Source organism: Rhizobium sophoriradicis (assembly GCF_003939025.1).
GTDB lineage: Bacteria > Pseudomonadota > Alphaproteobacteria > Rhizobiales > Rhizobiaceae > Rhizobium > Rhizobium sophoriradicis.
Map to the genome: position 1 here is coordinate 25,213 of NZ_RQIH01000025.1, position 24,321 is coordinate 49,533.

Sequence of the window (24,321 nt, forward strand, 5' to 3'; positions counted from 1 at the left end):
ACAACGGAAAAGAGTGACATGAACATCAAGACGGTGGCGATCGTCGGCTGCGGTATCGGCCGCTCCCACATCGTCGAAGGCTACCTGCCGCATTCCGACAAGTTCAGGGTGGCAGCGATCTGCGACCTGAACGCAGAACGTCTGGCGGCAGTTGGCGACGAGTTCGGCATCGAGCGCCTCACCACCTCTTTTGAGGAACTGCTCGCCGACGACACGATCGACATCATCGATATCTGCACACCGCCCGGCATCCATCTGGAACAGGTGGTCGCGGCACTCGCCGCCGGCAAACATGTCGTTTGCGAAAAACCGCTGACCGGCTCGCTCGCCGCCGTCGATGCCATCATGGAAGCGGAAAAAACCGCCCGAGGCGTGCTGATGCCGATCTTCCAGTACCGTTATGGCGACGGCATCCAGAAGGCCAAGCGGATCATCGACGCCGGCATTGCCGGTAAAGCCTATACGGCCTCGGTCGAAACCTTCTGGCTGCGCAAACCCGAATATTATGCCGTGCCCTGGCGCGGCAAATGGGCGACGGAACTCGGCGGCGTGCTCGTCACCCATGCGCTGCATCTGCACGACATGCTGATGCATCTGATGGGCCCGGCGGCCAGGGTCTTCGGCCGCGTTGCCACCCGCGTCAACGATATCGAGGTCGAGGATTGCGCCTCCGCCAGCCTGCTGATGGAAAACGGCGCCTTCGTCTCGCTGTCCTGCACGCTGGGTTCGCAGGAACAGTTGAGCCGGCTGAGGCTGCACTTCGAGAATGTCACCTTCGAAAGCAGCCATGAGCCCTACACACCCGGCAAGGATCCCTGGAAGATTATCGCCGCCAATGACGACGTGCGGGAAAAGATCGGCCGGGTGATTGCCGACTGGAAGCCGGTCGCGCCGCGATTCACCACCCAGATGGGTCAGTTCCACGCCTTCCTCAGCGGCCAGGGGCCGCTGCCGGTGACGACAGTGGATGCCCGCCGCGCGCTGGAGCTGGTGACCGCCATCTACCAGTCATCCGACAGCGGCGCCGAAGTGCCGCTGCCGGTCGGCCCCGACAGCCCGAAATACGCCGATTGGCGCGCAAGAACGAAGCAACGATAAATTACGAGAGGGGTTTGAGACGATGGCAACCAGTGTCGTTCTTCAGAAGGTGGAGAAGCGCTACGGCGCAATGGATGTCATCCATGGCATCGACCTTACGATCGATCCCGGCGAATTCGTCGTTTTCGTCGGGCCCTCCGGCTGCGGAAAATCGACCCTTCTGCGCATGATCGCCGGCCTCGAGGAAATATCAGGCGGCGCGCTGCTGCTCGACAGCGAGCGCATGAACGAGGTGGCGCCGGCCAAGCGCGGCATTGCCATGGTCTTCCAGTCCTATGCGCTCTATCCGCATATGTCGGTCTACAAGAACCTCGCCTTCGGCCTGGAGACGGCGGGTTACAAGAAGGCTGACATCCAGCCGAAGGTCAAACGCGCCGCCGAAATCCTGCAGATCGAGAAGCTCCTGGAGCGTAAGCCGAAGGCGCTCTCGGGCGGCCAGCGCCAGCGCGTGGCCATCGGCCGGGCTATCGTGCGCGAGCCGCGCATCTTCCTGTTCGACGAACCGCTGTCGAATCTCGATGCCGAACTGCGCGTGCAGATGCGCGTCGAAATTTCCAGGCTGCACCGGCAGCTCGGCAACACCATGATCTATGTCACCCATGACCAGGTCGAGGCGATGACGATGGCCGACAAGATCGTTGTCCTGAATTCCGGCCGCATCGAGCAGGTCGGCGCGCCGCTCGATCTCTACAACAACCCCGCCAACCGCTTCGTCGCCGGCTTTATCGGCAGCCCGAAGATGAACTTTCTGCAGGCGCGCATCGAAGAGGTCGGTGAAGCCGAAACCAGCATTCATGTCTGCGGCAATTCCGTCCGCCTGCCGCGCCGCCTGAAAGGCGAGGCCGGCGAGGCCGTCACCTTCGGCATCCGCCCCGAGCACCTCTCCCTCACGCAGGGCACCATCACCCTTTCGACCGTTAATGTCGATCTCGTCGAAAATCTCGGCGGCGCCACCATGCTCTACACCACGACGCCGGATGGCCAGCTGCTGACTGTGGCGCTCGACGGCCAGCAGAAGGTCGAGCCCGGCGCCAATGTGAAGACCTTCTTCGATCCGGCCCGCTGCCACGTCTTCGACTCCGCCGGCAAGACCATCTGACCCGATAGCGCCCTTGCGCGTCCGGAAGGACGCGCGCGGCTGCTTGACAGCCTGTCCTCCTCTGCCCCATCATTTTGCCAGCGCCGCAAGGGGGATAGCATGACGCCTGAGGATAGGATTCATGCGCTTGGCATCTGGCAGGGTCCGATTGAAATTTCGCCGATATCCGGCGGCATCACCAACAGGAACTATCTGGTCAGCGACGCCGTCGCGCGCTGCGTGGTGAGACTCGGCACCGATATTCCGATCCACCACATCATCAGGCAGAACGAGCTTGCCGCAAGCCGTGCGGCGCACGCCGCCGGCCTGTCGCCCGCCGTCATCCACCATTCGCCCGGCGTGTTGGTGCTCGACTATATCGAGGCGCGGGCGCTGTCGCCCGAGGATATCAGGACGCCGGAAATGCTGGCCCGGATCGTGCCGCTGGTGCGCGCCTGCCACCATGATATCGCACGGCATTTCCGCGGCCCGGCAATGATCTTCTGGGTCTTCCATGTCATCCGCGACTACATCGCCAGCCTGAAGGAGTCGGGCAACCTCCACCTCCCACTGCTGCCGGCGTTGATCGCCAAGGCCGAGACGCTGGAAGAGGCGGCAGCGCCGTTCGAGATCGCCTTCGGCCATAACGACCTGCTGGCCGCCAATTTTCTCGATGACGGCAGCGGCTCTGGCTGATCGATTGGGATTATGCCGGCTTCAACACGCCGCTGTTCGACCTCGGCGGATTGGCCTCAAACAATGAGTTCTCGCAAGCTGCCGAGCAAACGATGCTCGAGACCTATTTCGATCGGCCGCTGACCGATGAGCTCAGCCGGCGCTACAGCGCGATGAAATGCGCCTCGCTGCTGCGCGAGACGCTCTGGAGCATGATTTCGGAAATCCATTCCACCATCCAATTCGACTATGCCGCCTATACCGCCGAAAATCTCGGGCGTTTCGAGCGCGCCTATCAAGCCTTTGAACAGGAACGATAAATGACGAAACAACTACCGAAGACGGCAAAAGCCGTGGTCATCGGCGGCGGCATCATCGGCTGCTCGACGGCCTATCATCTCGGCAAGCTCGGTTGGACTGATACCGTCCTTCTCGAACGCAAGAAGCTCACCTCGGGCACGACCTTCCATGCCGCCGGCCTCGTCGGCCAGCTGCGCAGCAGCGCCAATATCACCCAGCTGCTCGGTTATTCCGTCGATCTCTACAAGCGGCTGGAAGAGGAAACCGGTCTCGGCACCGGCTGGAAGATGAATGGCGGCCTGCGCCTTGCCTGCAACGAGGAGCGCTGGACGGAGGTCAAGCGCCAGGCGACCACGGCGCAGTCCTTCGGCCTTGAAATGCAGTTGCTGACGCCGCAGGAGGCCTTCGATCTTTGGCCGCTGATGACAATAGACGATCTGGTCGGCGCCGCCTTTCTTCCGACAGACGGCCAGGCCAATCCCTCCGACATCACTCAGGCCCTGGCGAAGGGCGCCCGCATGTCCGGCGTTTCGATCTTCGAGGACACCGAAGTCCTCGACCTCGACATCGACAAGGGCAAGATCCGCGCCGTCGTCACCGCTGAAGGCCGCATCGAATGCGAGCGCGTCGTCGTCTGTGCCGGCCAATGGACGCGCGCCTTCGCTGCCCGCTTCGGCATCAACGTGCCGCTGGTGTCGGTCGAGCACCAATATATCATCACCGAATCCTTCGGTGTGCCCTCCAATCTGCCGACGCTGCGCGATCCGGATCGCCTGACCTATTATAAGGAGGAGGTCGGCGGCATGGTCATGGGCGGCTATGAGCCCAATCCCATTGCCTGGGCAAAGCAAGGTATCCCCGAGGATTTCCATTACACGCTGCTGGACAGCAATTTCGACCATTTCGAGCAGATCATGGAACAGGCGCTCGGTCGCGTTCCGGCGCTGGAGAAAGTGGGCGTCAAACAGCTGCTGAACGGCCCGGAAAGTTTTACGCCGGATGGCAATTTCATTCTCGGCGAAGCGCCGGAGCTCAAGAATTTCTTCGTCGGCGCCGGCTTCAACGCCTTCGGCATCGCCTCGGCCGGCGGCGCCGGCATGGCGCTCGCCGAATGGGTGACCAAGGGCGAGCCGCCCTACGATCTCTGGCCGGTCGATATCCGCCGTTTCGGCCGCCCGCATTTCGATACCGACTGGGTGCGCACCCGCACGCTCGAAGCCTATGGCAAACACTACACCATGGCTTGGCCGTTCGAGGAGCATTCGAGCGGGCGCCCCTGCCGCAAGTCGCCGCTCTATGACCGGCTGAAGGCGCAGGGTGCCTGTTTCGGCGAAAAGCTCGGCTGGGAGCGGCCGAACTGGTTCGCCGATCTCTTCGCCAATGAGGAGCCGAAGGATATCTACAGCTACGGCAGGCAGAACTGGTTCGACGCCGTCGGCCGCGAGCATAAGGCGGTGCGCGAGGCGGCCGTCATCTTCGACCAGACCTCCTTCGCCAAATTCGTGCTGAAGGGCAGGGATGCCGAGGCGGCCCTCTCCTGGATCGCCGCCAACGATGTCGCAAGGCCTGTGGGCGCTCTCATCTATACGCAGATGCTGAACGACAAGGGCGGCATCGAATGCGACCTGACCGTCGCCCGCATTGCCGATAACGAATATTACATCGTCACCGGCACCGGTTTCGCCACCCACGACTTCAACTGGATCGCCCGCAATATTCCGGCGGAGATGCATGCCGAGTTGGTCGACGTCACGTCAGCCTATTCCGTTTTGTCGCTGATGGGACCGAATTCACGCGGCGTGCTGGAAAGAGTGACGAGCAGCGATGTCTCGAATGCCGTCTTCCCCTTCGGCCAGGTCAGAACCATCGGCATATCGGGCTGCCCGGTGCGGGCCTTGCGCATCACCTATGTCGGCGAACTCGGCTACGAACTGCATGTTCCCGTCGAATATGCGACCACTGTCTATGACGTATTGATGGCTGCTGGCGGCGAGCTCGGTCTTGTCAATGCCGGCTACCGCGCCATCGAGAGCTGCCGCCTGGAAAAGGGCTATCGCGCCTGGGGTTCCGATATCGGCCCCGACCATACGCCCATCGAGGCCGGCCTCGGCTGGGCGGTGAAGATCAGAAAGAACATTCCCTTCCGCGGCCGCGAGGCGATCGAACGGCAGCTTGCGGATGGCGTCAAGAAGCGCCTCGCCTGCTTCGTTCCCGACGATCCCGATACCGTACTGCTCGGCCGCGAAACCATCTATCGCGACGGCAAGCGTGTCGGCTGGCTGTCAAGCGGCGGCTTCGGCTATACGCTGGGTAAGGCGATCGGCTACGGCTACGTCCGCAACCCCGATGGCGTCTCGGAGGAGTTTGTTCTCTCCGGCAGCTATGAGCTTGACGTTGCAAGGCAGCGCATCCCCTGCCGGGTGTCGCTGGCCCCGCTCTACGATCCCGACATGGCGCGCATCAAGGCTTAGTGACGCCGGCCGATTGCCCAAACTTGCATTGCGCGCGGCTTCCCTGCTAATGCATTGTCGACACATGCGTCTGAGCGCGTGTCGTTTGGCTGGTGATGCTTACGCTAAGACAGATTGAGGTCATACGCGCCATCATGGTGACCGGCAGCATCGCAGGCGCTGCGCGGTTGCTGAATGTTTCGGCGCCCGGCCTCAGCCGCCTCATGAAATATACGGAAGATTCCCTCGGTATCCGGCTCTTCGACCGGCGCGCCGGCCGCTTTGTGCCGACATCCCAGGCGCGCAATATTTTCGACCTGCTCGATACCGTGCATCGTAAGATCGACGATCTCCAATCGGCCGTAGCCGGGCTCGGACGGGGACAGAGCCAGGAGCTTCGCATCGCATCCGTGCCGAGCATCGCCAACGTGATGGTTCCCCGCGCCATCGCCAAGCTGCGGCAGCGCTTTCCGGATCTCGGGCTCGACGTCAACATTCTCAAGATCGAGGAGGCGATCGATTACCTGCTCCTCGGACGCGGCGAACTGGTCGCGATCTCGTCCCGCTTCGATCACCCCCTTATAGAATTCGAGCCTCTGGCGAGTGGCAGGCTGTTGTGCATCGTCCCGGAGACGAGCCCGCTGGCGGCCCGGGACAAGATCACGCCCCAGGAAATGTCCGGCTATCCGTTGATCGGGATCGACCCCAAGGACCCGTACGGCGCGATCATGGCGGCCATGTTCACCAATAGCGGCATCGCCTATCAGATGAACATCAAGGCTCGTTTCGGCACGACGGTTTGCAGCCTGGTGGCGGCGGGTCTGGGGATCGCGATCATCGACGAGTTCACCGTGGCGCATGGCGTCGTTCGCGGATTAAAAGGTATCGAAATCGACGCCGACAGTGTTTTCCATACCTACATCGCCTATCGCCGGGATTTGCCTCTCTCCGCCTATGCCGAGCACTTTCGGCAGCTTCTTCGCCATGAAATGCAGGGCGCGAGTTCGCTGAGGCCCGCCGATAGAGCGTCAACGCGGAAGAAATAGCATTTTCGGTCGCCGGCAGAGCTTGCGGCCCGATCCCACGGTCTCGGGCTCACTCGGCACACGATTTGATCATTAACATGATGTTACGGAAGCCTGCGAAAATGATACTCGATATAGCGGTCTTTCATCGCTACGCTTCCGTGGAGAATTGACACAGGTCGAGCGCTATATCGGCCGCACAAACCAAGTGCGGCAGGATGTTCCGGCTCCCTGGCTAGGAAACGGACGGCAGATGGCGGGAATTATTCCTTCTGGAAATACGAGGCTCTTCATAGTCGTGGGCGACCCCATCGCGCAGGTGCGCTCGCCGGATGTCATCACGCGGCTTTTGACCGATCGGAAGGAAGACGCCGTCGTCGTGCCGATGCATGTGGCTTCTGCTGATCTGCCCACCGTTTTTGACGCGCTGCGGGTGGTTTCCAATATCGGCGGAATCCTCGTCACCGTTCCGCACAAGCAAGCGGCATTCGGCCTCTGCGCGACGACCTCGGATCGCGCCAGCTTCGTCCAGGCGGTCAATGTCGTGCGCCGCACGCGCGACGGCTGGCATGGCGACAATACCGACGGACTCGGATATCTGGACGGAATGGAGAAGGAAGGTTTTCCCGTCGCCGGCCGCAGATGCCTGCTGGTGGGGTGTGGAGGCGCGGGTTCGGCGATCGCCCTCGAAATCATGAGGCGCGGAGCGGGAATGCTTGCGATCCACGATATCGACACCGAGCGGCGCGATGCTATTATTGAAAAGCTCGACAGGCTTTATCCAGGCCGGGTCGTCTCCGGAGATGCGAATCCGGCAGGCTATGATCTCGTTGCCAACGCCACCCCGCTCGGAATGCGGCCGGATGATCCTTTGCCGATCGACGCATCCAAACTGGAAGCCCGGCAATTCGTTGCTTGCGTCATCACCAAGCCGGAAGTTCCGCCGCTCATCCAGGAGGCACGCCGGCGTGGGTGCCGGACGATGACGGGCGCTGGGATGTTTGACGCGCAAGCTCTTGTCCTTGTGGACTTTCTGTTGATGCGACCGCCTGGACCGGAAGTGTGCTTGAAAAGCGGCTAGCTTTCGTCTCCTGCTGATGGAGGCCGGGGCGCTTTAGGAGACGGCGCCGCAAAAGCCGGTCTTATTTTTACTGGGAGGACAGTATGTACCTGAAGAATCTGCTCACAATATCAACTGCCGTCTTCGTCGGATTGGGTGTCGCTCATGCCGAAGACACGGTCAAGCTCGGCATGGTGGCCGAGCTTTCCGGCGCTGGCGCCCCCGCAGGAACCAATTGGCGCGACGGGATCAAGATCGCGGTCGAGGAAATCAACGCCGAAGGCGGGATTCTCGGCAAGAAAATCGAACTTGGCGAATATGACACCCAGACCGATCCGCAGGTTTCGCGCGCCCTTGTCCAGAAGGCGATCGATGAAGGCGCCTATGCGATCCTCGGCACGATTTATTCCGGCTCGACGATGGTCAATATGCTCGTCGCGCAACAGAACGGCACGCCGCAATTCGTCGGTTCGGAATCTCCGAGCATCGTTCAGAAAGGAAACCCCTTCGTTTTCCGGACGTCGTCCGGTTCCCAAAAGGGCATTCCCGCGCTGACCAGCTATTTCACCGGGACGATCAAGGCGAAGAAAGTCGCCGTCGCCTGGGTGAATAACGAGTTCGGCAAGGGGGGGCATGACGTCTTCACCCAGGAAATGAAGAAGGCCGGAATCGAGATTGTCGCCGACGTGCCGTCCGAGCAAGGCCAAGCCGACTATGCTGCCGATATCGCCAAGCTGAAGCAGGCCGGTCCCGATGCCGTGTTCGTCTATATGAATCAGGAGGAGTCCGCTCGCTTCCTCATTGAGGCCAGGAAGCAATCGCTACCCATGCCGCTGGTCGGCGAAGTCACCCTGACCGAAGCCAAGGTGGTTGAACTGGCAGGCAGCGCCGCGGATGGCGCCATCGCCCATGTCGGCCTGACCGCGAGTGCGACGGACGTACCGGGCATCGGCGCCTTCGACAAGAAGTTCGAGGAGACCTTCAAGCGCAAGCCCACGCATGACGCCATCAAGGGTTATATCGGCGCCTGGACGACGAAATACGTCACGGAGATGGTCGGCGAGCTCGATGGAGAGGCCTTCGCCGAAAAGATGCACGGACTGTGCCTGAAGGCCGCGGACTACCCGAAGATCCTTCTCGACACATGCTGGGACGAACACGGCGAAATGTCGCGTCCGAGCTTCATGGTCCAGGTGAAGAATGGCTCGCCGGTCGTGATCGGAACTGTTCCGGCCAACTGATCATCCCCTGCTCTGCCGCGGCCGCTTCGGCTGCCGCGGCCATCGAGAGAGTGGCACAATGTCTCAATTCCTACAGGTCCTACTGTCCGGTCTGGCGACCGGTTCCATCTACGCGCTCGTCGCCATCGGTTTCACCCTCGTCTGGCAGGCGGCGCAGACGGTGAATTTTGCCCAGGGCGAGTTCGTCATGCTGCCGGCATTTTTCGTGCTTGCCTGCATGAGCATTCTCGGCATGCCCTTCTGGGCTGCGCTGCTGGCCGGGCTCATACTGTCGGTCGTTATTCTTGGCATCCTCTTCAAGAAGCTCATGGTCGAGCCGATCCTTCCCCATGGCGGGATCACTTTGATCATCGCGACTATGGCGCTCGGAATTCTCCTGAAGGAGAGCGTCAAGGAATTCTATTCGGCCGAAGCTCAGCCTTTTCCCGCGATGTTTCCAAATGATCCGATCGACGTCTTTGGCGCTGTCCTTTCGATGCAGGACATTCTCAATCTCGTGCTTTGCCTCGGCATCGTCGTGCTGCTGACCTTGTTCCTGAACCGCACCCGTACCGGGCGCTGCATGCAGGCCACCGCGCAAAATCCGGCAGTCGCGGAAATCCTCGGGGTCAACGTCAAGCGGATGATCCTCTACACGTTCCTGATCAACGCAGCGCTTGCCGCCCTTGCATCCTATCTGATCACGCCCGTCTATCTCGCCAAGTTCTCCAACGGCGAAACACTCGGCCTGATCGCTTTCATCGCGGCAATCGTCGGCGGTTTCAACCAGATCCGCGGAGCGTTGGTCGGCGGCCTGCTGATCGGTGTTCTCGACAACCTGACCGCTGCCTACGTCACGGCCCAGTATCGCGCGGCGCTTCCCCTGGTGCTCCTGATCGTCATCATCCTCGTCAGGCCGCAGGGCATCATGGGAACGTCCGAAGGGAGGGCCGTCTGATGGCGAAGAGTTCCACCATACGTATTCTGGTCATTCTCGGGCTGCTCGCACTCGCTGTCGCCGCCCCCATCGGTCAAAAGAACTACATCATTTACATCTTGACCTCCTGGCTGATCTTTACGATTGCGGCCATGGGACTGAACCTGACGCTGGGCTATGCCGGCCAGATATCGCTGGCGCAGGCCTCGTTCATGGCGATCGGCGCCTATATTACCGCGCTGCTGACGCTCGCAGGCTGGCATTGGATTGTGGCCATGCCCCTGGCGCTGCTTGCATGCTTCGTCGTCGGCCTGCTCCTCGGCTATCCGGCGCTGCGTGTCAAAGGCCACTTCCTCGCCTTTGTGACCTTGGCCTTCAACACGCTCGTCTTTCTCGTGCTGAGAAACGAAGATTGGCTGACGGGCGGAAGCATCGGCCTCGTCGGCATGCCGCGTCCCGACTTCGGCCTGTTCTCGACGATGAAGCAATTGCCTTTTTATTATTTCACACTTGCCGTCACGGCATTTGCGGCGCTTGGGATGTGGGGGATCGTCCGTTCGCCTTGGGGCCGCGCCTTCAAGGCTCTGCGCGAAAACCCGATCCGCGCCGAAAGTCTCGGCGTCGATACACGGCGCATCACCCTTCTCGCCTTTGCCATCGGCTCGACATATGGCGGACTTGCCGGCACCTTGATCACGCCTCTCGTCCAATTCATCGAGCCCGGATCCTTCGCGCTCGCCCATTCCCTTCGCATCCTGCTGATGGTGATCGTCGGTGGCGCCGGGTACTTCTTCGGCCCGTGGGTCGGCGCCGGCGTCGTCATTCTGCTGCCGGAGATCCTGCGCTTCACCGAAGGATATTATCTCATCATCTATTCGGCGCTGGTCATCGTCATGCTGATCTTCGTGCCGTCGGGGCTGATTGGTGTCGGCGCCAGAATCCGTGACAAAATCTGGCCGAAGCAACAGGTCCGCGCAGACATGGCGGAAGGAGCCAGCCTGAAATGAACACGCCCATTCTCTCCGTTCGCAACATTGGCAAGAGCTTCGGCGGAATCCGCGCCGTCGACGGCGTTTCCTTCGAGGTCAACAAGGGCGAGATCCTCGGCCTGATCGGCCCCAACGGATCGGGTAAGTCGACGCTCTTCAACTGCATCCTCGGCCAGTTGACCCCGGATGCGGGCGAGGTGACGGTCAACGGCAAAAATGTCTCCGGCATGCGCGCCTCCGATTTGAACAAGCTCGGCGTCGGGCGAACCTTTCAGCAGCTTTCGGTTTTTCCGAAAATGTCGGTGCTCGACAACATCATTCTTGCCGGGCAGGAGCATCACGGCACGATGCTGGCACGTCTCTTCGGCCCCGGCGACGCCGGCTTGACGGCCGAAGCGGAGCGCATGATCGCCTTCTTTCGCCTCGGCCATCTGCGCGACACACTGGCGGGTTCGCTCTCCTACGGCCAGCAAAAGCTGGTCGATGCGGCGATGGCCTTCATGGCCGGCCCGAGTCTCGTTTTGCTCGACGAGCCGGCGGGCGGCGTCAACCTGACGATGCTCGCCAACCTCAAGGACCGGCTTGTCGCCTACAATGCCGAGCACGGCACGACGTTCGTCGTTATCGAACACAATATGGAGTTCGTGATGAGCCTGTGCTCCCGCATCATTGTTCTGGCGGAAGGCAACATCATCGCGGAAGGCACACCGGACCAAATCCGGTCGAACCAGACCGTCATCGACGCCTATCTTGGAGGTTGACAATGCTCGAGCTCAAAAAAATCCAAGGTGGTTACGGCAAGATCACCATTTTGAACGGCGTGTCCTTTTCGATCCCGAAAGCTTCGATCACCACCGTCATCGGGCCGAATGGCGCCGGCAAGTCGACCGTCTTCAAGGCCATCTTCGGCCTGCTGAACATCCATTCCGGTCAAATCTTGCTCGATGGCCAGGATGTGACCCGGCAAACACCGCGGCAGATGATCGGGCATGGCGTCACCTATGTTCCGCAAGGCCGCAACGTCGTTCCGCAACTCTCCGTCTATCACAATCTGGAACTCGGCGGCATCACCGCAGGCGACCAGGCGAATGTGCGCAAGCGAATCGACATGGTGATGGACCAGTTCCCGATGCTGCGCAAATTCTCCGACCGCAAGGCGATCGAACTGTCGGGCGGACAACAGAAGCAGCTGGAGGTGGCGCGCGCCCTGCTGCTTGACCCGAAGCTGATCCTGATCGACGAGCCTTCGATCGGCCTGTCGCCCAATCTCGTGCAGGAGGTTTTTCAGACCCTGATCAGACTGCGCGACCGAGGTGTCACCATCCTGATGGTGGAGCAGAACGCCAAGGCCGCGCTCGCCATGTCCGATTACGGCCTCGTTCTCGAGCTCGGCCAGACGCGTATGCACGACAAGGCTTCGGCTTTGCTTTCCGATCCGCGCGTCGGGCAGCTCTTCCTCGGCGGCCATATCGAGGCCGAGCATGCGCATTGACGCGCTCGACTGCGCCCCTGCCAGACTGGGAGAATCCCCGGTCCGGCAGGGGCGGCGCATCAAGTGGCAGCACGGCGCTACGGTTCGCTCGAATTGCGTTAGGCAGGCTAGTTCAAATTGGTGCCCTTCGGGAGAGCGACAGCGAGCCATCTTTCGCCGGTAGAGAGGCGAGCTGAGCCATTCGCCGGCCGGGTGCTGGCGCTCGAACCCGGCCTTAGAGGCAGACCTGAATTTCTCACCGCCTCATAGGCAAGGCCAGGAGCAGACCGATGAAAACTTCGATTGCCACGGTGTCGATCAGCGGAGAGCTCCCCGAGAAGCTGGATGCGATCGCCAAAGCCGGCTTCGATGGCGTGGAAATCTTCGAGAATGATTTTCTGGCTTTCGACGGCAGGCCGACGGATGTCGGCAGGATGGTGCGCGACCGCGGGCTTGAAATCACGCTGTTCCAACCATTCCGCGATTTCGAGGGCATGCCCGAGCCGTTGCGCAGTCGCGCCTTCGATCGCGCCGAACGAAAGTTCGATGTGATGCAGGAACTGGGCACAGAGCTCATCCTGGTTTGCTCGAATGCCTCGTCCGCCTCGCTCGGCGGCATTGATCGGGCGGCGGCGGATTTTCACGCGCTCGGTGAACGGGCTGCCAAGCGCGGCTTGAAGATCGGTTATGAGGCGCTCGCCTGGGGGCGGCATATCAATGACCATCGCGATGCATGGGAAATCGTGCGCAGGGCCGATCATCCGAATGTCGGTCTGATCCTCGACAGTTTCCATACCCTGTCACGAAAGATCGACATCAACTCGATCCGGTCGATCCCGAAAGACAAGATCTTTATCGTCCAGCTTGCCGATGCTCCGCTGATCGACATGGACCTACTCTACTGGAGCCGGCATTTCCGCAACATGCCGGGTGAAGGCGACCTTCCGGTAGCGGCGTTTGCCGCTGCCGTCGCCGAGACCGGCTATGACGGTTATTTTTCGCTCGAAATATTCAACGATCAGTTCCGCGGAGGGTCATCCCGCCTGATTGCCGCCGATGGCCACCGCTCGCTGATTTATCTGGGCGATCAGGTGCGGCGTATGCCGAATACTCGGAGCATTTCGGCCAAGGCGATGCCCGATCGAGCGATCGTCAAAGGAATAGGCTTCGTGGAGTTCTCCGCCGACGAAGAGGAAGCGGCGGAACTCGTCGGCTTCCTGCGGACCCTAGGCTTCCGAAAGGAGGCCGTTCATCGAACAAAAAATGTCACGCTCTATCGCCAGGGTGACATCCGTCTTATCGTCAATGCCGATAGCGCTGGCTTTGCCGGTGCGTCCTTCGCGGTGCATGGGACGACGGCCTATGCCATCGCCCTGTTGGTCGACGATGCCGGCAAAGCTTTCGAGAGAGCCATGGCGCTCGACGCCGAGCCTTTCAGCCAAGCCGTCGGCGTCGGCGAGGTTGAAATTCCGGCAATCCGGGGTGTGGGCGGCGGACTGATTTACCTGATAGACGACAAGAGTGATCTCGGCCGTTTTTCGGAGATCGACTTTCTGCCGGTCGAAGACGATGCGCAGATTGCTCCCGCTCATCTCTTGCATGTCGACCATATAGCCCAGACGGTCGCCTACGACGAAATGCCCACTTGGCTGCTGTTCTACGCCTCGATCTTCGAAGCGCGGAAGACGCCCGTGTTCGACATCATCGATCCCGCCGGCGTGGTGCGCAGCCAGGTGTTGGAAAATGCGTCCGGTTCGCTACGGATCACGCTGAACGGCGCGGAGAACCGGCGCACGCTCGCGGGGCACTTCATTGCCGAAACATTCGGCTCGGGCGTGCAGCATCTGGCTTTCCACACCGACAACATTTTCGCGACAGCCGCCAGCTTGCGGCAGAACGGCTTCAAGCCGCTGAGCATTTCCCCGAATTATTACGATGACGCGGAGGCCAGGTTCGGTTTGGAGGCGGCGCTGAGCGACCGGTTGAGGGCGGAAAACATCCTGTACGACCGGGACGAGTTCGGCGAATATTTCCAGCTCTACAGCCCCACATTCGGCGAAGGCTTCTTCTTCGAGATCGTCGAACGCCGAGGGTATAAGGGTTATGGCGCCGCCAACGCGATCTTCCGGATAGCGGCCTTGAAAAGGCATCTGCGGCCGGAGGGCATGCCCAAGAGTTGATGCAGCGGACGATCCACCGTATCTTCTCCTCAGCATCCGCGATCGGTCGTCCGATGTCCAACCGATGTGCGCAGGTCAAAACAGCGGCAACCGGTCGTCCTGGATCAGAATCTCCAGCTTGTCCGAGACATCCTGCGTCCAGGCCCGGTTTCCGGTCAAGGCGGCCGGGAACAGTCCAGGCAGGGTGAAGAGAGCCGCCGAAAGCGCAAGGCCCGTGCGGGGGACATCGGCGATGAGCGTGGCGATTTCCGCGGCCCGCGGGTCGCGCAGCTCGTAGCGCTCGCCATTGCCGTGTTCGCCGATCGCATAGCGCATCCAGGCCGCCACGGCGATGGCATAGGTTTCCGCCCTGTCGCCATTGGCCAGCGCCTCGCATGCCGGTTCCAGCAGCCGCTGCGGCAGTTTTTGGGTGCCGTCCATGGCGATCTGGTAGGTGCGATGCGCGATCGCCTTATTTGCAAAGCGTGCTATCAATTCATTGGCGTAATCGTCGAGATCGATGCCGGGAACCGGATCGAGCGTCCTCGCCGCCGCGTGCATGTGGCGATAGGCCAGGGCGGCCAGAGCGGCATCGTCCATCACATCGCGGATGAATTCATAGCCGCCGATATAACCGAGATAGGCGAGCAGCGAATGGGCGCCGTTCAACATCCGGAGCTTCATCTTCTCATAGGCCGAGACGTCTTCGACCATCAGCGCGCCGCGCACCTTTTCCCAATCAGGCCGGCCACTGGCGAAATGGTCCTCGATAACCCATTGGGTAAAAGGTTCCGTCTCGATCGCCGCCCTGTCGGTGCGGCCGGTCAGCCGCTCGGCATCGGCATAGGTCGCCTCGGTGCTGGCCGGCGTGATCCGGTCGACCATCGTCGAGGGGAAGGGCACGTTGGCTTCGATCCAGCGATGCAGATCGGCATCGATGCGGGAGGTGAATTCGAGCACCAGGCGCTTCAGAACGGCGCCGTTGCTCGGCAGGTTGTCGCAGCTGAGCGGCGTAAACGGGGCAATGCCCTTCTGCCGGCGGCGTGCAAGACCCTCGACGAGATAGCCGATGACGCCGCGCGGCGCATGCCGGTTGGCGAGGTCGGCGACGATATCGGGATGTTTGAGGTCGAGGCCGCCGGTTGCCGGATCGAAGCCATAGGCCTTTTCCGTCACCGTCATGCTGACGATACGGATATCAGGATCTTCGAGCCGCGCAAGCAGGCCGGCCGGATCGCGCGGCGCCACATGCGCCTTCAGGATCGAGCCGATCACCTCAGCCGTTGTGCCCGAGGTATCGCGGATCAGCGTCGTATAGAGCCCGTTCTGGGCAGTCAGATTGTCGGCGACATCGGGCGTGCGCAGGCTTGCCACCTCAATGCCCCAGTCGCCGCCTGCAGCGGCGAGCGCGCCATCGGTAAACGGCGCGAAATGCGCGCGGAAGAAGGCGCCGGGGCCTAGATGCAGAATGCCGCTTTTCAGCCGGCTGCGGTCATAGGCGGGAAGCTTCGCCGTCGGGGCGAGGCCGGAAAGGGTCTGCAGTCGTTCGGTCACAGCTTGTAGGCCTTCTTCGCGTTGCCATAGGAGAGTTCGCCCGCCACGATTTCGGCTTCCCGCTTGGAAAGCCGGTGTTCGGCGACGAGCCCAGCGAGGAAACGGCAGACTTCGCGGCGCCAGACATCGTGCCGCGCCGGGATCGAAAGCAGCGCTCGCGTATCGTCATTGAAGCCAGCCATATTGGCAAAACCCGCCGTTTCCACCACCTGGTCGAGATAGCGGCGGATGCCGAGCGGGCTGTCGTGGAACCACCACGGCGGGCCGATCATCAGGCAGGGCCAATGGCCGGCCATCGGCGCGAGTTCCCGGGCATAGGTCGTTTCGTCGAGGGTGAAGAGCAGTACGCGCAGCCCCGGCGCATGGCCGTACTTCGACAGCAGCGCATTCAGGCCGCCGACCCAGTCGGTGCGGGTCGGAATATCGGCGCCCATATTCGGGCCACGGGTCGCAAACAGCCCGCTGTCGGTGTTGCGTCGCGAGCCGGCGTGGATCTGCATGACCATGCCGTCCTCGGCCGAAAGCCCCGCCATCTCGGTCATCATCTGGCCGCGGAAGAGCTCCGCATCCTGAGGCGAAAGCGGACCCTTCAGCGCCTTGTCGAGCAGCGCCTGCTTTTCGGCAAGCGGCAGGTCGGCGGTGAAGGCTGTGGGTACGCCGTGATCGGTCGCGGTGGCGCCGAACTGGCGGAAATAGGCGCGGCGGCGCCGATGCGCCTCGATCAGGCCGTCCCAGCGCGTCGCGTCAGCGCCGGTGATCTCTCCGAACTTGACGAGATTGTCGCGGAAACCGACGGCATCGGGATCGGTGACGCTGTCCGGCCGGTAGGTGGTGCGCACTCTGCCGATCCAGCCGTCCGCGGCCATCTTCTGGTGATGTGCCAGCGGGTCGAGCGCGCCCTCGGTCGTCGCGATCGTTTCGATGCCGAATCGCTGATGCAGCGCCCGCGGCCGGAATTCCGGCAGGGCGAGCTGGGCATTGATGTGGTCGTAGAGCGCATCGGCATTGTCAGGTGTCAGCGGCTCGGTGCAGCCGAGCACGGCCGACATGGCGTGGTCGACCCAGAGGCTCGACGGCGTTCCGCGGAAGAGATGGTAATGTCTGGCAAAGGTCTGCCAGATCGCGCGGCCTGCAGCCACCGGCTCGCCGTCGAGCCGCGGCACGCCGAGCGCGTCCAAGGGAACGCCGACGCTGTGCAGCATGCGGAAGAGATAGTGATCGGGAATGACGAGCAGCGAGGCCGCATCTTCGAAAGGCTTGTCGTCGGCGAACCAGGCGGGTTCGGTATGCCCGTGCGGGCTGACGATCGGAAGATTGCGCACCGTCTCGTAGAGGTCTCGCGCAATGGTCCGTGTTGCCGGATCGGCCGGAAAGAGCCGGTCCGGATGAAGAAAGCCGTTTCCTGCATCCATCAGTATTCCTCCCTGATGGATAAGGGCCTACCCCACAACATCAGGCGCGGCAAGGTCTTTTAGTAACCAAACGGTTCAGTTTTGCGCGCGGCGGCGCCGGCCATCGCAAACATTGACGAGATGGCCTATTTCCGCTTTGGGAGAACCATCTATTCTGCCGGTGTCGGCAAAGGAGGATCGATGTCCGACGAGACGAACCGCATCACCCGGCTGGAGGAAATGCTGGCCTATCAGGCAAAGACGATCGAGGAGCTTTCCGATCAGCTTGCCGAACAATGGAAGGTCGTCGAGCAGATGCGCACCAAGCTCGACCGGCTGACCGAACGTTTTCTGTCGCTCGAGGAACAGTCGCTGGAAGCGCCTGGTATCACCCGCCCGCCGCATTATTGACGGCACGCGGCGAGAAGCCGCGTGCCCGGTTTTCCCGGCCGGCGGATCAGACGCCGCCGATGCAGAGATATTTCATTTCGAGATAATCGTCGGCGCCGTGGCGCGAGCCCTCGCGGCCGAGACCGGATTGCTTGATGCCGCCGAAGGGCGCGGTCTCGGAGGACATGATGCCGGTATTGATGCCGATCATGCCGTATTCCAGCGCTTCCGCCACCCGCCAGACCTTCTTCAGGTCGCCGGCATAGAAGTAGGCGGCAAGGCCGAATTCCGTATCATTGGCTTGAGCGATGACATCTTCGGCCGTCTCGAAACGGAAGAGTGGCGCCACCGGTCCGAAGGTTTCCTCGCGCGCCACCTTCATGCCGCGCAACACGCCGGTCAGCACTGTCGGGGCAAAGAAGGTGCCGGCGCCGTCGATGCGCTTGCCGCCGGTCAGCACCATGGCGCCCTTGGCAAGCGCGTCGCCGACATGGTCTTGCACCTTGGCAAGGCCCTGCTCGTCGATCAGCGGCCCGATCTCGACGCCGGGCTGAAAGCCGTCGCCGACTGACATTGCGGCGACCCTGGCGGCAAGCTTGGCCGCGAAGGCGTCATAGACGCTCGACTGGATGTAGAGGCGGTTGGCACAAACGCAGGTCTGGCCGGCATTGCGGTATTTGGAGGCGATCGCGCCCTCGACCGCGGCGTCGAGATCGGCATCGTCGAAGACGATGAACGGCGCGTTGCCGCCGAGCTCCAGGCTCACCTTCTTGATCTGGTCGGCGCATTGCCGCATCAGGATGCGGCCGACCTCCGTCGAGCCGGTGAAGCTGATCTTGCGAACCTTGTCGTTGCCGCACAGCTCGCGGCCGATCGCCGGGCCGTCGATGCCGACGATGAGGTTGAAGACGCCGGCCGGAAGGCCGGCCTGTTCGGCGAGCACGGCAAGGGCGATTGCCGTCAGCGGTGTCTGCTCGGCGGGCTTCGACACGACCGTGCAGCCGACGGCCAGTGCCGGCGCAATCTTGCGGGCGATCATCGCCGCCGGGAAATTCCACGGCGTGATCGTGCCGACGACGCCGACCGGCTGCTTGATGACGATCATGCGCTTGTCATTCGAAGGCGCGGGGATCGTCTCGCCGTAGATTCGCTTGGCTTCTTCGGCGTACCATTCGACATAGGACGCGGCATACAGGATCTCGCCCCGCGCTTCCGCGAAAGGCTTGCCCATTTCGGCGGTCAGGATCGCGGCGAGCGCGTCCGCGTTGGCGACCATCAGGTCGAACCATTTGCGCAGGATGGCGCTGCGCTCCTTCGCCGGGCGGGCAGCCCAGGCCGGCTGGGCGGCATAGGCCGCGTCGATCGCCGCCCGCGTCTCGGCGGCTCCCATATCGGGCAGCGACGCAAGCAGCTCGCCGGTTGCCGGGTTGAGCACGTCGAAGGTCTTTGAGGCATCGCCCGATGTCCAGACGCCGTTGACATAGCCGGCAGCGCGCAGGAACGGCGAAGAGAAGGGAACGTGCCTTGTCAGGGCGGTCGTGAAAGCCATGTCATATCTCCTTGGGAGCGGCTGCCTGTTGCCGGCAGCCGTTGTAATCCGGTACCTGTCGCGTCACTTGGCCGAAGTCGCTTCCAGCATCGAGGCCTCGAGAATGTCGAGCGCCTCGCCGAACACGTCGTCCTGAATGGTGATCGGCGCGAGGAAGCGGATGACGTTGCCGTGGACGCCGCAGGTGAGCAGGATCAGGCCCTTGTCGAGCGCGATCAGCCGCACCCGGTTGGCGAATTCGGCGCTCGGCAATCCGGTCGTCAGGTCGTTGAATTCGACGGCGTTCATGAATCCGGGCCCGCGGATATCGGCGATTTCGGGCACGCTCTCGCGCAGTGATTCCAGCCGCTGCTTCAACCGGCCGCCGAGCAGGTTGGCACGGTTGCAGAGATCCTCTTGGGTGATGACGTCGAGCACGGCATGGGCGGCGGCGATGCCGAGCGGGTTGCCTCCATAAGTGCCGCCGAGCCCGCCCGGTCCCGGTGCGTCCATGATCTCGGCGCGGCCGGTGACGGCGGCGAGCGGAAAGCCGCCGGCAAGGCTCTTTGCCATGGTCGTCAGGTCGGCCGCCACCCCGTGATGGTCCATCGCGAACATCCGGCCGGTGCGGGCAAAACCGGTCTGGACCTCGTCGGCGATCAGCAGAATGCCGTGCTGGTCGCAAAGTTCGCGCAGCGCCTTCATGAAGGCGGCAGGCGCCGGGTAGAAGCCGCCTTCGCCCTGCACCGGCTCGATGATGATGGCGGCGACGCGCTGCGGATCGACATCGGCTGCAAAGAGCTTCTTCAGCGCCGCCAGCGACTGGTCGGCAGTGACGCCGTGCAGTTCGACGGGGAAGGGAACATGGAAGACGTCGCCCGGCATGGCGCCGAAGCCGACCTTGTAGGGCACCACCTTGCCGGTCAGCGCCATGCCCATGAAGGTGCGGCCGTGGAAACCGCCGCCGAAGGCGATGACGGCCGAGCGGCCGGTTGCCGCACGAGCGATCTTGACGGCATTTTCGACCGCCTCGGCACCCGTTGTGACGAAGATCGTCTTTTTCTCGAAGTCACCCGGCAGCAACGCGTTCAACCGTTCGGCAAGGCTGACATAGCTTTCGTAGGGAACCACCTGATGGCAGGTATGGGTAAAATGGTCGAGCTGATCCTTGACGGCTGCGATGACCTTGGGATGGCGGTGGCCGGTATTGAGAACGGCGATGCCGGCGGCGAAATCGATATAGCGACGCCCCTCCTTGTCCCAGATTTCGGCATTCTCTGCCCGGTCCGCATAGATCTGGGTGGTCATGCCGACGCCGCGCGAAATTGCGGCGTTCTTCCGGTCCGTAAGGCTTGTCGCGGTCATCGATCTGCTCCTGTAGCGAGGGCGAGAAAATTATCTTGCATAAGTTCTGCAAGGCATCACGAAATTCCTACATTTTTTCGGCAAGAAAACAAGCGGCATTTTTTGCTTCAAACATCAGGCGTTTTGATCAATGCTCGCGCGACGAGAATCGGGGAAAGTGGCGGATGAACGATAACGGGCCTGTGCGCTACAAGGTGGCGGAGGCCGCGCGGCTTGCGGGCGTGTCCGCCTCGACGCTGCGTCTCTGGGAAAGCCAGGGTCTGGTGGTTCCCGGCCGCTCCGACACCGGTCATCGACAATACAGCGCCGACGACGTGGCGCGCCTGAAGCGCATCTCCTGGTATCGGGTCGAGCGCGGCCTCAATCCCGCGGCCATCCGCGAGGCGCTGGAGGGTGAAGATCCCTCGGCCGAGGGCGAAGCAAACCAGGATTCCGGCCTCGGCCGCCGGCTGCGCAGCCTGCGCCATGCCGCCGGCAAGACGCTGGATCAGGTGGCCGGCGATATCGGCATCACCGCTTCGACGCTCTCGACGCTGGAGCGCACCTCGCAGGGCGTCGGCTTCAAGACGCTGCACGATCTCGCCGAATATTACGGCACCACCGTCTCCCGCCTCTCCGGCGAAGAAAGCGGCGAGGTGCCGGTCCTGGTGCGCGCCGGCGAATGGCGCAGCTGGCCGGAAACGACGCCCGGGGTCACCGTGCAGCTGCTGGCCGAAGGCCCAAGGATGATGGACTGCCATCGTTTCGTGCTGGCGCCCGGTGCGGCCAGCGAAGGCGCCTATCGCCACGAGGGCGAGGAATTCATGCATGTCCTGTCCGGCCGGCTCGAGCTGGTGCTCGACGGTGATCAGTTCTTCGATCTCGGTCCGGGCGATTCGCTCTATTTCGAAAGCCGCCGCTACCATTCCTGGCGCAACCGCCACGACGGCGAAACCGTGCTTCTCTGGATCAACACGCCGCCGACATTTTGACCCGCCCGTCGCAGGAAACGGTTTCGCAGCTTGCGCCTTTGCGCTATAGCGCTACTGCATTATTCCTTAAATCGGAACCGATTTAAGGATAAAATTATATAGCAATTTAATAGTGCTGCAGCTTTGCGCGTCTGAAAGACGGGCGGGCGCTGTAGGAGACGCATTCGAACGAAAGATTGTCTCATGGCCGCCACCATACGTTATCACGAAGGCGATATATCAGCGGCCGATGCCGCCCGCTACACCGGCGCGGTTGCGATCGACACTGAAACGCTCGGCCTGGTGCCGCGCCGCGATCGGCTCTGCGTCGTCCAGCTTTCGCCGGGTGACGGCACCGCCGACGTCATCCGTATCGCCGCCGGCCAGAAAGAGGCGCCCAACCTCGTCGCCCTGCTCGAAGATCCGACCCATCAGAAGATCTTTCACTATGGCCGCTTCGATATTGCCGTGCTCTTCCACACTTTCGGCGTCACGACGACTCCGGTCTTCTGCACCAAGATCGCCTCGCGCCTGATCCGGACCTACACCGATCGCCATGGCCTGAAGGACAATCTCAAGGAAATGCTCGACGTCGACATCTCCAAGACGCAGCAATCTTCCGACTGGGCGGCCGAAACGCTGTCGCCGGCCCAGCTCGAATATGCCGCTTCCGACGTGCTTTACCTGCATGCTTTGCGCGACAAGCTGACCGCACGCCTGATCCGCGACGGTCGCTTCGACCATGCCACCGCCTGCTTCGAATTCCTGCCGACCCGCGCCAAGCTCGACCTGCTCGGCTGGGAGGAGGCCGATATCTTCGCCCATAGCTGAGCGAACCGCCCGACGGCATTGCCGACCAGCACCCGAAGGCGGTCACCAGCCCGGGCGTGGCCTCGCGGCCGTTGCACACTTCCGGACGACATGCATTAGCGTTTCGTTAAGGTCTCTTTACTAAAATTCTCGTTAATATTTATGCATTCGATGACGCGGAATTGCGTCATGCGGACAGGAGGATCTGCTGGGATGCAGAGGGATCGGATGAGCACGGTCCTTTAATAGAGCCTGCTTTCATCGTCACTTTGCGAAAGGAGCATGCCATGTTGACTCCCGTTCGTGCAGCGTCCAATGCAAGCTTTTCGTCTCAAGGCCAGACTGCGGCGGTCGTCGCCGGCGGCCTAGGCCGTTCTGTGATTGCGCCCGCGCCCGTCAACCCTGTTGAAGCCGCCGACCTGAATTCCGCCATTGCCGGCAAGCTCAATATCCTGCTTCTTGCCGCGCGCGAGCGCATGGTTGAAGCCCTTCTCGATATTATCAATGCGGCAGGCCGCTCGATCTCCCTGGACCGCGACGACGACGAGACCAATCTTGCTTTCGCCTCGCGGCTCGCTGACACCATCCGGCAACTGCCGGCTGCCAAAATCAATGAGATCGAACGCCAGCTCGCAGGAGAAGGCCATAACCTCCCGCTCAGGATGGTCGCCGAAGCCTTGAAAAATCCGACAGGTCCGGAAGCAGCCCGGATCGTCGCTTATCTCGAAATCGTCCGCTACAAGGACCGTGATCTCGCCGCCCGCGCCGTGGTGCGTTCCTATGGCCAGAACGACGCTTCGCCGATGCGCACCGACGGCCGCCCTGAAATCCAGCTGCATGAGGGCGGCCTGGCAACCGCCATGCGCCAGCCGGCAGAAAAGGCACCCGCGCCGGCTGATGCCCATGTCGGGGCCGAAGCACTCATGACGGACGAGAAGACGATCGCCGCCGAAGCCTTGGACGCTGCCGATCCGGAAACGCCGCGGCCTGATAACCGGACTCAGTCCGCGGCGGCAGCTGCAAGGGCGGTCGCGCCCGAAAAATCTGCGCCGCAGGGAATCGAAGCCGAGCAAGCCTTGTCGGCCGAAGCCACAGCGGCGCACGACGTGCCGGAAACGCCGGAGGCGCCTGCCATTCAGCCTCGCGCCATGCTGGAAAAAAGTGATCCCGTCATTCCCAGAAACTGGACGGGAATTGTCGCGTCGATGACCGAAGAGGCCTCCGAGATGATCGCCACCATCATCCGCGAGCAGGACGTCGAAGCCGTTCTGAAGGATGGCCCCGTCGAAGCGGCTGTGGAGATCGATACGATCCTCGATGAGGCCGTCATCAGCGATGCGACCGAAACCTTGACCAGGCAGCCGGCGGAACTCGCAGCACCCGATGCGCGCGCCGCCGCAGCGCCGCGCCCTTCGCCGGTGGAAACGGAGATCCTGGCTGCCCGCCAGCCGAAAGAGACTGCCGCGCCGCCGCCGATGATGCCGCTTCCCGCGACGGCCGAGGCTGCCTATGTCCCGCTCGCGGCAAGGATGCCGGAGGGATTTGCCTATACGCAGCTGCCCTATCAGTTTGCCAAGGATGTCCCGTCGAACGAGAAGGCCGGTGAAACCAGCCACCAGAATCCGCATCATCACGACGAGGCGCCGCCGGATCAGCAGCAAGAGGATGAGCAGCAGGCGCAGTCCGGCGGCGGGGATGCCGCAGCCGATGTCGAAACAGCCGATGCGGCGCCTGAGCGCAGGACGCCGAGGATGATCGATGCCGAGCCGACGCCCTATCAGTCAGGCGCGGCCGCCGACCCTGTTTATGCGCTCTATCAACGCATGGTCGGCTGGGAGTAAAATTTTCTACCGCCTGAAAATGAAGAACCC

Annotated in this window: 19 protein-coding genes and 1 pseudogene; 16 read left to right on the plus strand and 4 right to left on the minus strand. The window is 62.1% G+C overall.

Annotated features, from left to right (window positions below; all coding sequences use genetic code 11):
- The first annotated feature begins 18 nt into the window (after nt 1-18).
- The 12 genes and pseudogenes from EFR00_RS30145 to EFR00_RS30200 all read left to right on the plus strand — a co-directional run bounded on the left by EFR00_RS30145 (nt 19) and on the right by EFR00_RS30200 (nt 14,483).
- Nucleotides 19-1,098 carry a Gfo/Idh/MocA family protein gene (locus EFR00_RS30145; protein ID WP_077990202.1) on the plus strand — a complete coding sequence of 360 codons (1,080 nt, stop codon included), beginning with the start codon at nt 19-21 and terminating at the stop codon, nt 1,096-1,098.
- A gap of 22 nt (nt 1,099-1,120) precedes the next feature.
- Nucleotides 1,121-2,197, plus strand: coding sequence for an ABC transporter ATP-binding protein (locus EFR00_RS30150; protein WP_038685991.1), 1,077 nt, complete (start codon nt 1,121-1,123; stop codon nt 2,195-2,197).
- Between the two features lie 99 nt (nt 2,198-2,296).
- Nucleotides 2,297-3,171, plus strand: a pseudogene (locus tag EFR00_RS30155) (phosphotransferase).
- Nucleotides 3,172-5,622 carry a GcvT family protein gene (locus tag EFR00_RS30160; protein ID WP_077990203.1) on the plus strand — a complete coding sequence of 817 codons (2,451 nt, stop codon included), beginning with the start codon at nt 3,172-3,174 and terminating at the stop codon, nt 5,620-5,622.
- A gap of 95 nt (nt 5,623-5,717) precedes the next feature.
- Nucleotides 5,718-6,647 (plus strand): LysR family transcriptional regulator, encoded by a 930-nt coding sequence (locus EFR00_RS30165; RefSeq protein WP_077990204.1) that lies wholly within the window; start codon nt 5,718-5,720, stop codon nt 6,645-6,647.
- 277 nt (nt 6,648-6,924) lie between these two features.
- Nucleotides 6,925-7,707 (plus strand): shikimate dehydrogenase family protein, encoded by a 783-nt coding sequence (locus EFR00_RS30170; RefSeq protein WP_245435283.1) that lies wholly within the window; start codon nt 6,925-6,927, stop codon nt 7,705-7,707.
- An 83-nt stretch (nt 7,708-7,790) separates the two neighbouring features.
- Nucleotides 7,791-8,927, plus strand: a complete 1,137-nt coding sequence (locus EFR00_RS30175) for an ABC transporter substrate-binding protein (protein ID WP_077990207.1) — start codon at nt 7,791-7,793, stop codon at nt 8,925-8,927.
- A 58-nt stretch (nt 8,928-8,985) separates the two neighbouring features.
- A complete protein-coding gene (locus EFR00_RS30180; RefSeq protein ID WP_038686004.1) occupies nt 8,986-9,864 on the plus strand; it encodes a branched-chain amino acid ABC transporter permease in 879 nt (292 codons plus the stop codon).
- On the plus strand, nt 9,864-10,850 hold the full coding sequence (locus tag EFR00_RS30185) for a branched-chain amino acid ABC transporter permease (protein ID WP_038686006.1): 987 nt from the start codon (nt 9,864-9,866) through the stop codon (nt 10,848-10,850). Before EFR00_RS30180 ends, EFR00_RS30185 begins: the two co-directional genes overlap by 1 nt.
- On the plus strand, nt 10,847-11,593 hold the full coding sequence (locus tag EFR00_RS30190; protein WP_039617158.1) for an ABC transporter ATP-binding protein: 747 nt from the start codon (nt 10,847-10,849) through the stop codon (nt 11,591-11,593). Before EFR00_RS30185 ends, EFR00_RS30190 begins: the two co-directional genes overlap by 4 nt.
- 2 nt (nt 11,594-11,595) lie before the next feature.
- The gene (locus EFR00_RS30195; RefSeq protein ID WP_077990211.1) at nt 11,596-12,324 is read left to right on the plus strand and encodes an ABC transporter ATP-binding protein; all 729 of its coding nucleotides are present in this window, start codon (nt 11,596-11,598) and stop codon (nt 12,322-12,324) included.
- A gap of 269 nt (nt 12,325-12,593) precedes the next feature.
- Complete coding sequence (locus EFR00_RS30200; protein WP_077990213.1) at nt 12,594-14,483, plus strand: bifunctional sugar phosphate isomerase/epimerase/4-hydroxyphenylpyruvate dioxygenase family protein; 1,890 nt, start codon at nt 12,594-12,596, stop codon at nt 14,481-14,483.
- 75 nt (nt 14,484-14,558) lie between these two features.
- On the opposite strand, the gene EFR00_RS30205 is transcribed toward EFR00_RS30200, so the two are convergent.
- Nucleotides 14,559-16,016, minus strand: coding sequence for a mannitol dehydrogenase family protein (locus EFR00_RS30205; RefSeq protein ID WP_077990219.1), 1,458 nt, complete (start codon nt 16,014-16,016; stop codon nt 14,559-14,561).
- Nucleotides 16,013-17,428 (minus strand): glucuronate isomerase, encoded by a 1,416-nt coding sequence (uxaC, locus tag EFR00_RS30210; RefSeq protein WP_038686015.1) that lies wholly within the window; start codon nt 17,426-17,428, stop codon nt 16,013-16,015. Before uxaC ends, EFR00_RS30205 begins: the two co-directional genes overlap by 4 nt.
- Before the next feature lie 180 nt (nt 17,429-17,608).
- On the opposite strand from uxaC, the gene EFR00_RS30215 reads away from it, so the two are divergent.
- On the plus strand, nt 17,609-17,818 hold the full coding sequence (locus EFR00_RS30215; protein WP_010055195.1) for a SlyX family protein: 210 nt from the start codon (nt 17,609-17,611) through the stop codon (nt 17,816-17,818).
- Between the two features lie 46 nt (nt 17,819-17,864).
- Here the strand turns inward: EFR00_RS30215 and EFR00_RS30220 are convergent, their stop codons facing one another.
- Nucleotides 17,865-19,346, minus strand: a complete 1,482-nt coding sequence (locus tag EFR00_RS30220) for an NAD-dependent succinate-semialdehyde dehydrogenase (protein WP_077990225.1) — start codon at nt 19,344-19,346, stop codon at nt 17,865-17,867.
- Nucleotides 19,347-19,409: 63 nt separating this feature from the next.
- Complete coding sequence (locus tag EFR00_RS30225; protein ID WP_077990228.1) at nt 19,410-20,690, minus strand: 4-aminobutyrate--2-oxoglutarate transaminase; 1,281 nt, start codon at nt 20,688-20,690, stop codon at nt 19,410-19,412.
- A gap of 164 nt (nt 20,691-20,854) precedes the next feature.
- On the opposite strand from EFR00_RS30225, the gene EFR00_RS30230 reads away from it, so the two are divergent.
- The 3 genes from EFR00_RS30230 to EFR00_RS30240 all read left to right on the plus strand — a co-directional run bounded on the left by EFR00_RS30230 (nt 20,855) and on the right by EFR00_RS30240 (nt 24,291).
- Complete coding sequence (locus EFR00_RS30230; RefSeq protein WP_077990230.1) at nt 20,855-21,661, plus strand: MerR family transcriptional regulator; 807 nt, start codon at nt 20,855-20,857, stop codon at nt 21,659-21,661.
- Nucleotides 21,662-21,844: 183 nt separating this feature from the next.
- Nucleotides 21,845-22,471 (plus strand): ribonuclease D, encoded by a 627-nt coding sequence (locus tag EFR00_RS30235; protein ID WP_077990233.1) that lies wholly within the window; start codon nt 21,845-21,847, stop codon nt 22,469-22,471.
- A 266-nt stretch (nt 22,472-22,737) separates the two neighbouring features.
- Entirely contained in the window at nt 22,738-24,291 is a 1,554-nt protein-coding gene (locus EFR00_RS30240; RefSeq protein WP_077990235.1) for a hypothetical protein, read from the plus strand.
- Nucleotides 24,292-24,321: the final 30 nt, after the last annotated feature.

Coding starts and splice junctions, on each gene's coding strand:
- EFR00_RS30195 (WP_077990211.1), top strand. CDS start 11,596: ATGCTCGAGCTCAAAAAAATCCAAGGTGGTTACGGCAAGATCACCATT.
- EFR00_RS30145 (WP_077990202.1), top strand. CDS start 19: ATGAACATCAAGACGGTGGCGATCGTCGGCTGCGGTATCGGCCGCTCC.
- EFR00_RS30220 (WP_077990225.1), bottom strand. CDS start 19,346: ATGGCTTTCACGACCGCCCTGACAAGGCACGTTCCCTTCTCTTCGCCG.
- EFR00_RS30185 (WP_038686006.1), top strand. CDS start 9,864: ATGGCGAAGAGTTCCACCATACGTATTCTGGTCATTCTCGGGCTGCTC.
- EFR00_RS30225 (WP_077990228.1), bottom strand. CDS start 20,690: ATGACCGCGACAAGCCTTACGGACCGGAAGAACGCCGCAATTTCGCGC.
- EFR00_RS30200 (WP_077990213.1), top strand. CDS start 12,594: ATGAAAACTTCGATTGCCACGGTGTCGATCAGCGGAGAGCTCCCCGAG.
- uxaC (WP_038686015.1), bottom strand. CDS start 17,428: ATGGATGCAGGAAACGGCTTTCTTCATCCGGACCGGCTCTTTCCGGCC.
- EFR00_RS30180 (WP_038686004.1), top strand. CDS start 8,986: ATGTCTCAATTCCTACAGGTCCTACTGTCCGGTCTGGCGACCGGTTCC.
- EFR00_RS30230 (WP_077990230.1), top strand. CDS start 20,855: ATGAACGATAACGGGCCTGTGCGCTACAAGGTGGCGGAGGCCGCGCGG.
- EFR00_RS30175 (WP_077990207.1), top strand. CDS start 7,791: ATGTACCTGAAGAATCTGCTCACAATATCAACTGCCGTCTTCGTCGGA.
- EFR00_RS30160 (WP_077990203.1), top strand. CDS start 3,172: ATGACGAAACAACTACCGAAGACGGCAAAAGCCGTGGTCATCGGCGGC.
- EFR00_RS30215 (WP_010055195.1), top strand. CDS start 17,609: ATGTCCGACGAGACGAACCGCATCACCCGGCTGGAGGAAATGCTGGCC.
- EFR00_RS30150 (WP_038685991.1), top strand. CDS start 1,121: ATGGCAACCAGTGTCGTTCTTCAGAAGGTGGAGAAGCGCTACGGCGCA.
- EFR00_RS30235 (WP_077990233.1), top strand. CDS start 21,845: ATGGCCGCCACCATACGTTATCACGAAGGCGATATATCAGCGGCCGAT.
- EFR00_RS30240 (WP_077990235.1), top strand. CDS start 22,738: ATGTTGACTCCCGTTCGTGCAGCGTCCAATGCAAGCTTTTCGTCTCAA.
- EFR00_RS30190 (WP_039617158.1), top strand. CDS start 10,847: ATGAACACGCCCATTCTCTCCGTTCGCAACATTGGCAAGAGCTTCGGC.
- EFR00_RS30165 (WP_077990204.1), top strand. CDS start 5,718: ATGCTTACGCTAAGACAGATTGAGGTCATACGCGCCATCATGGTGACC.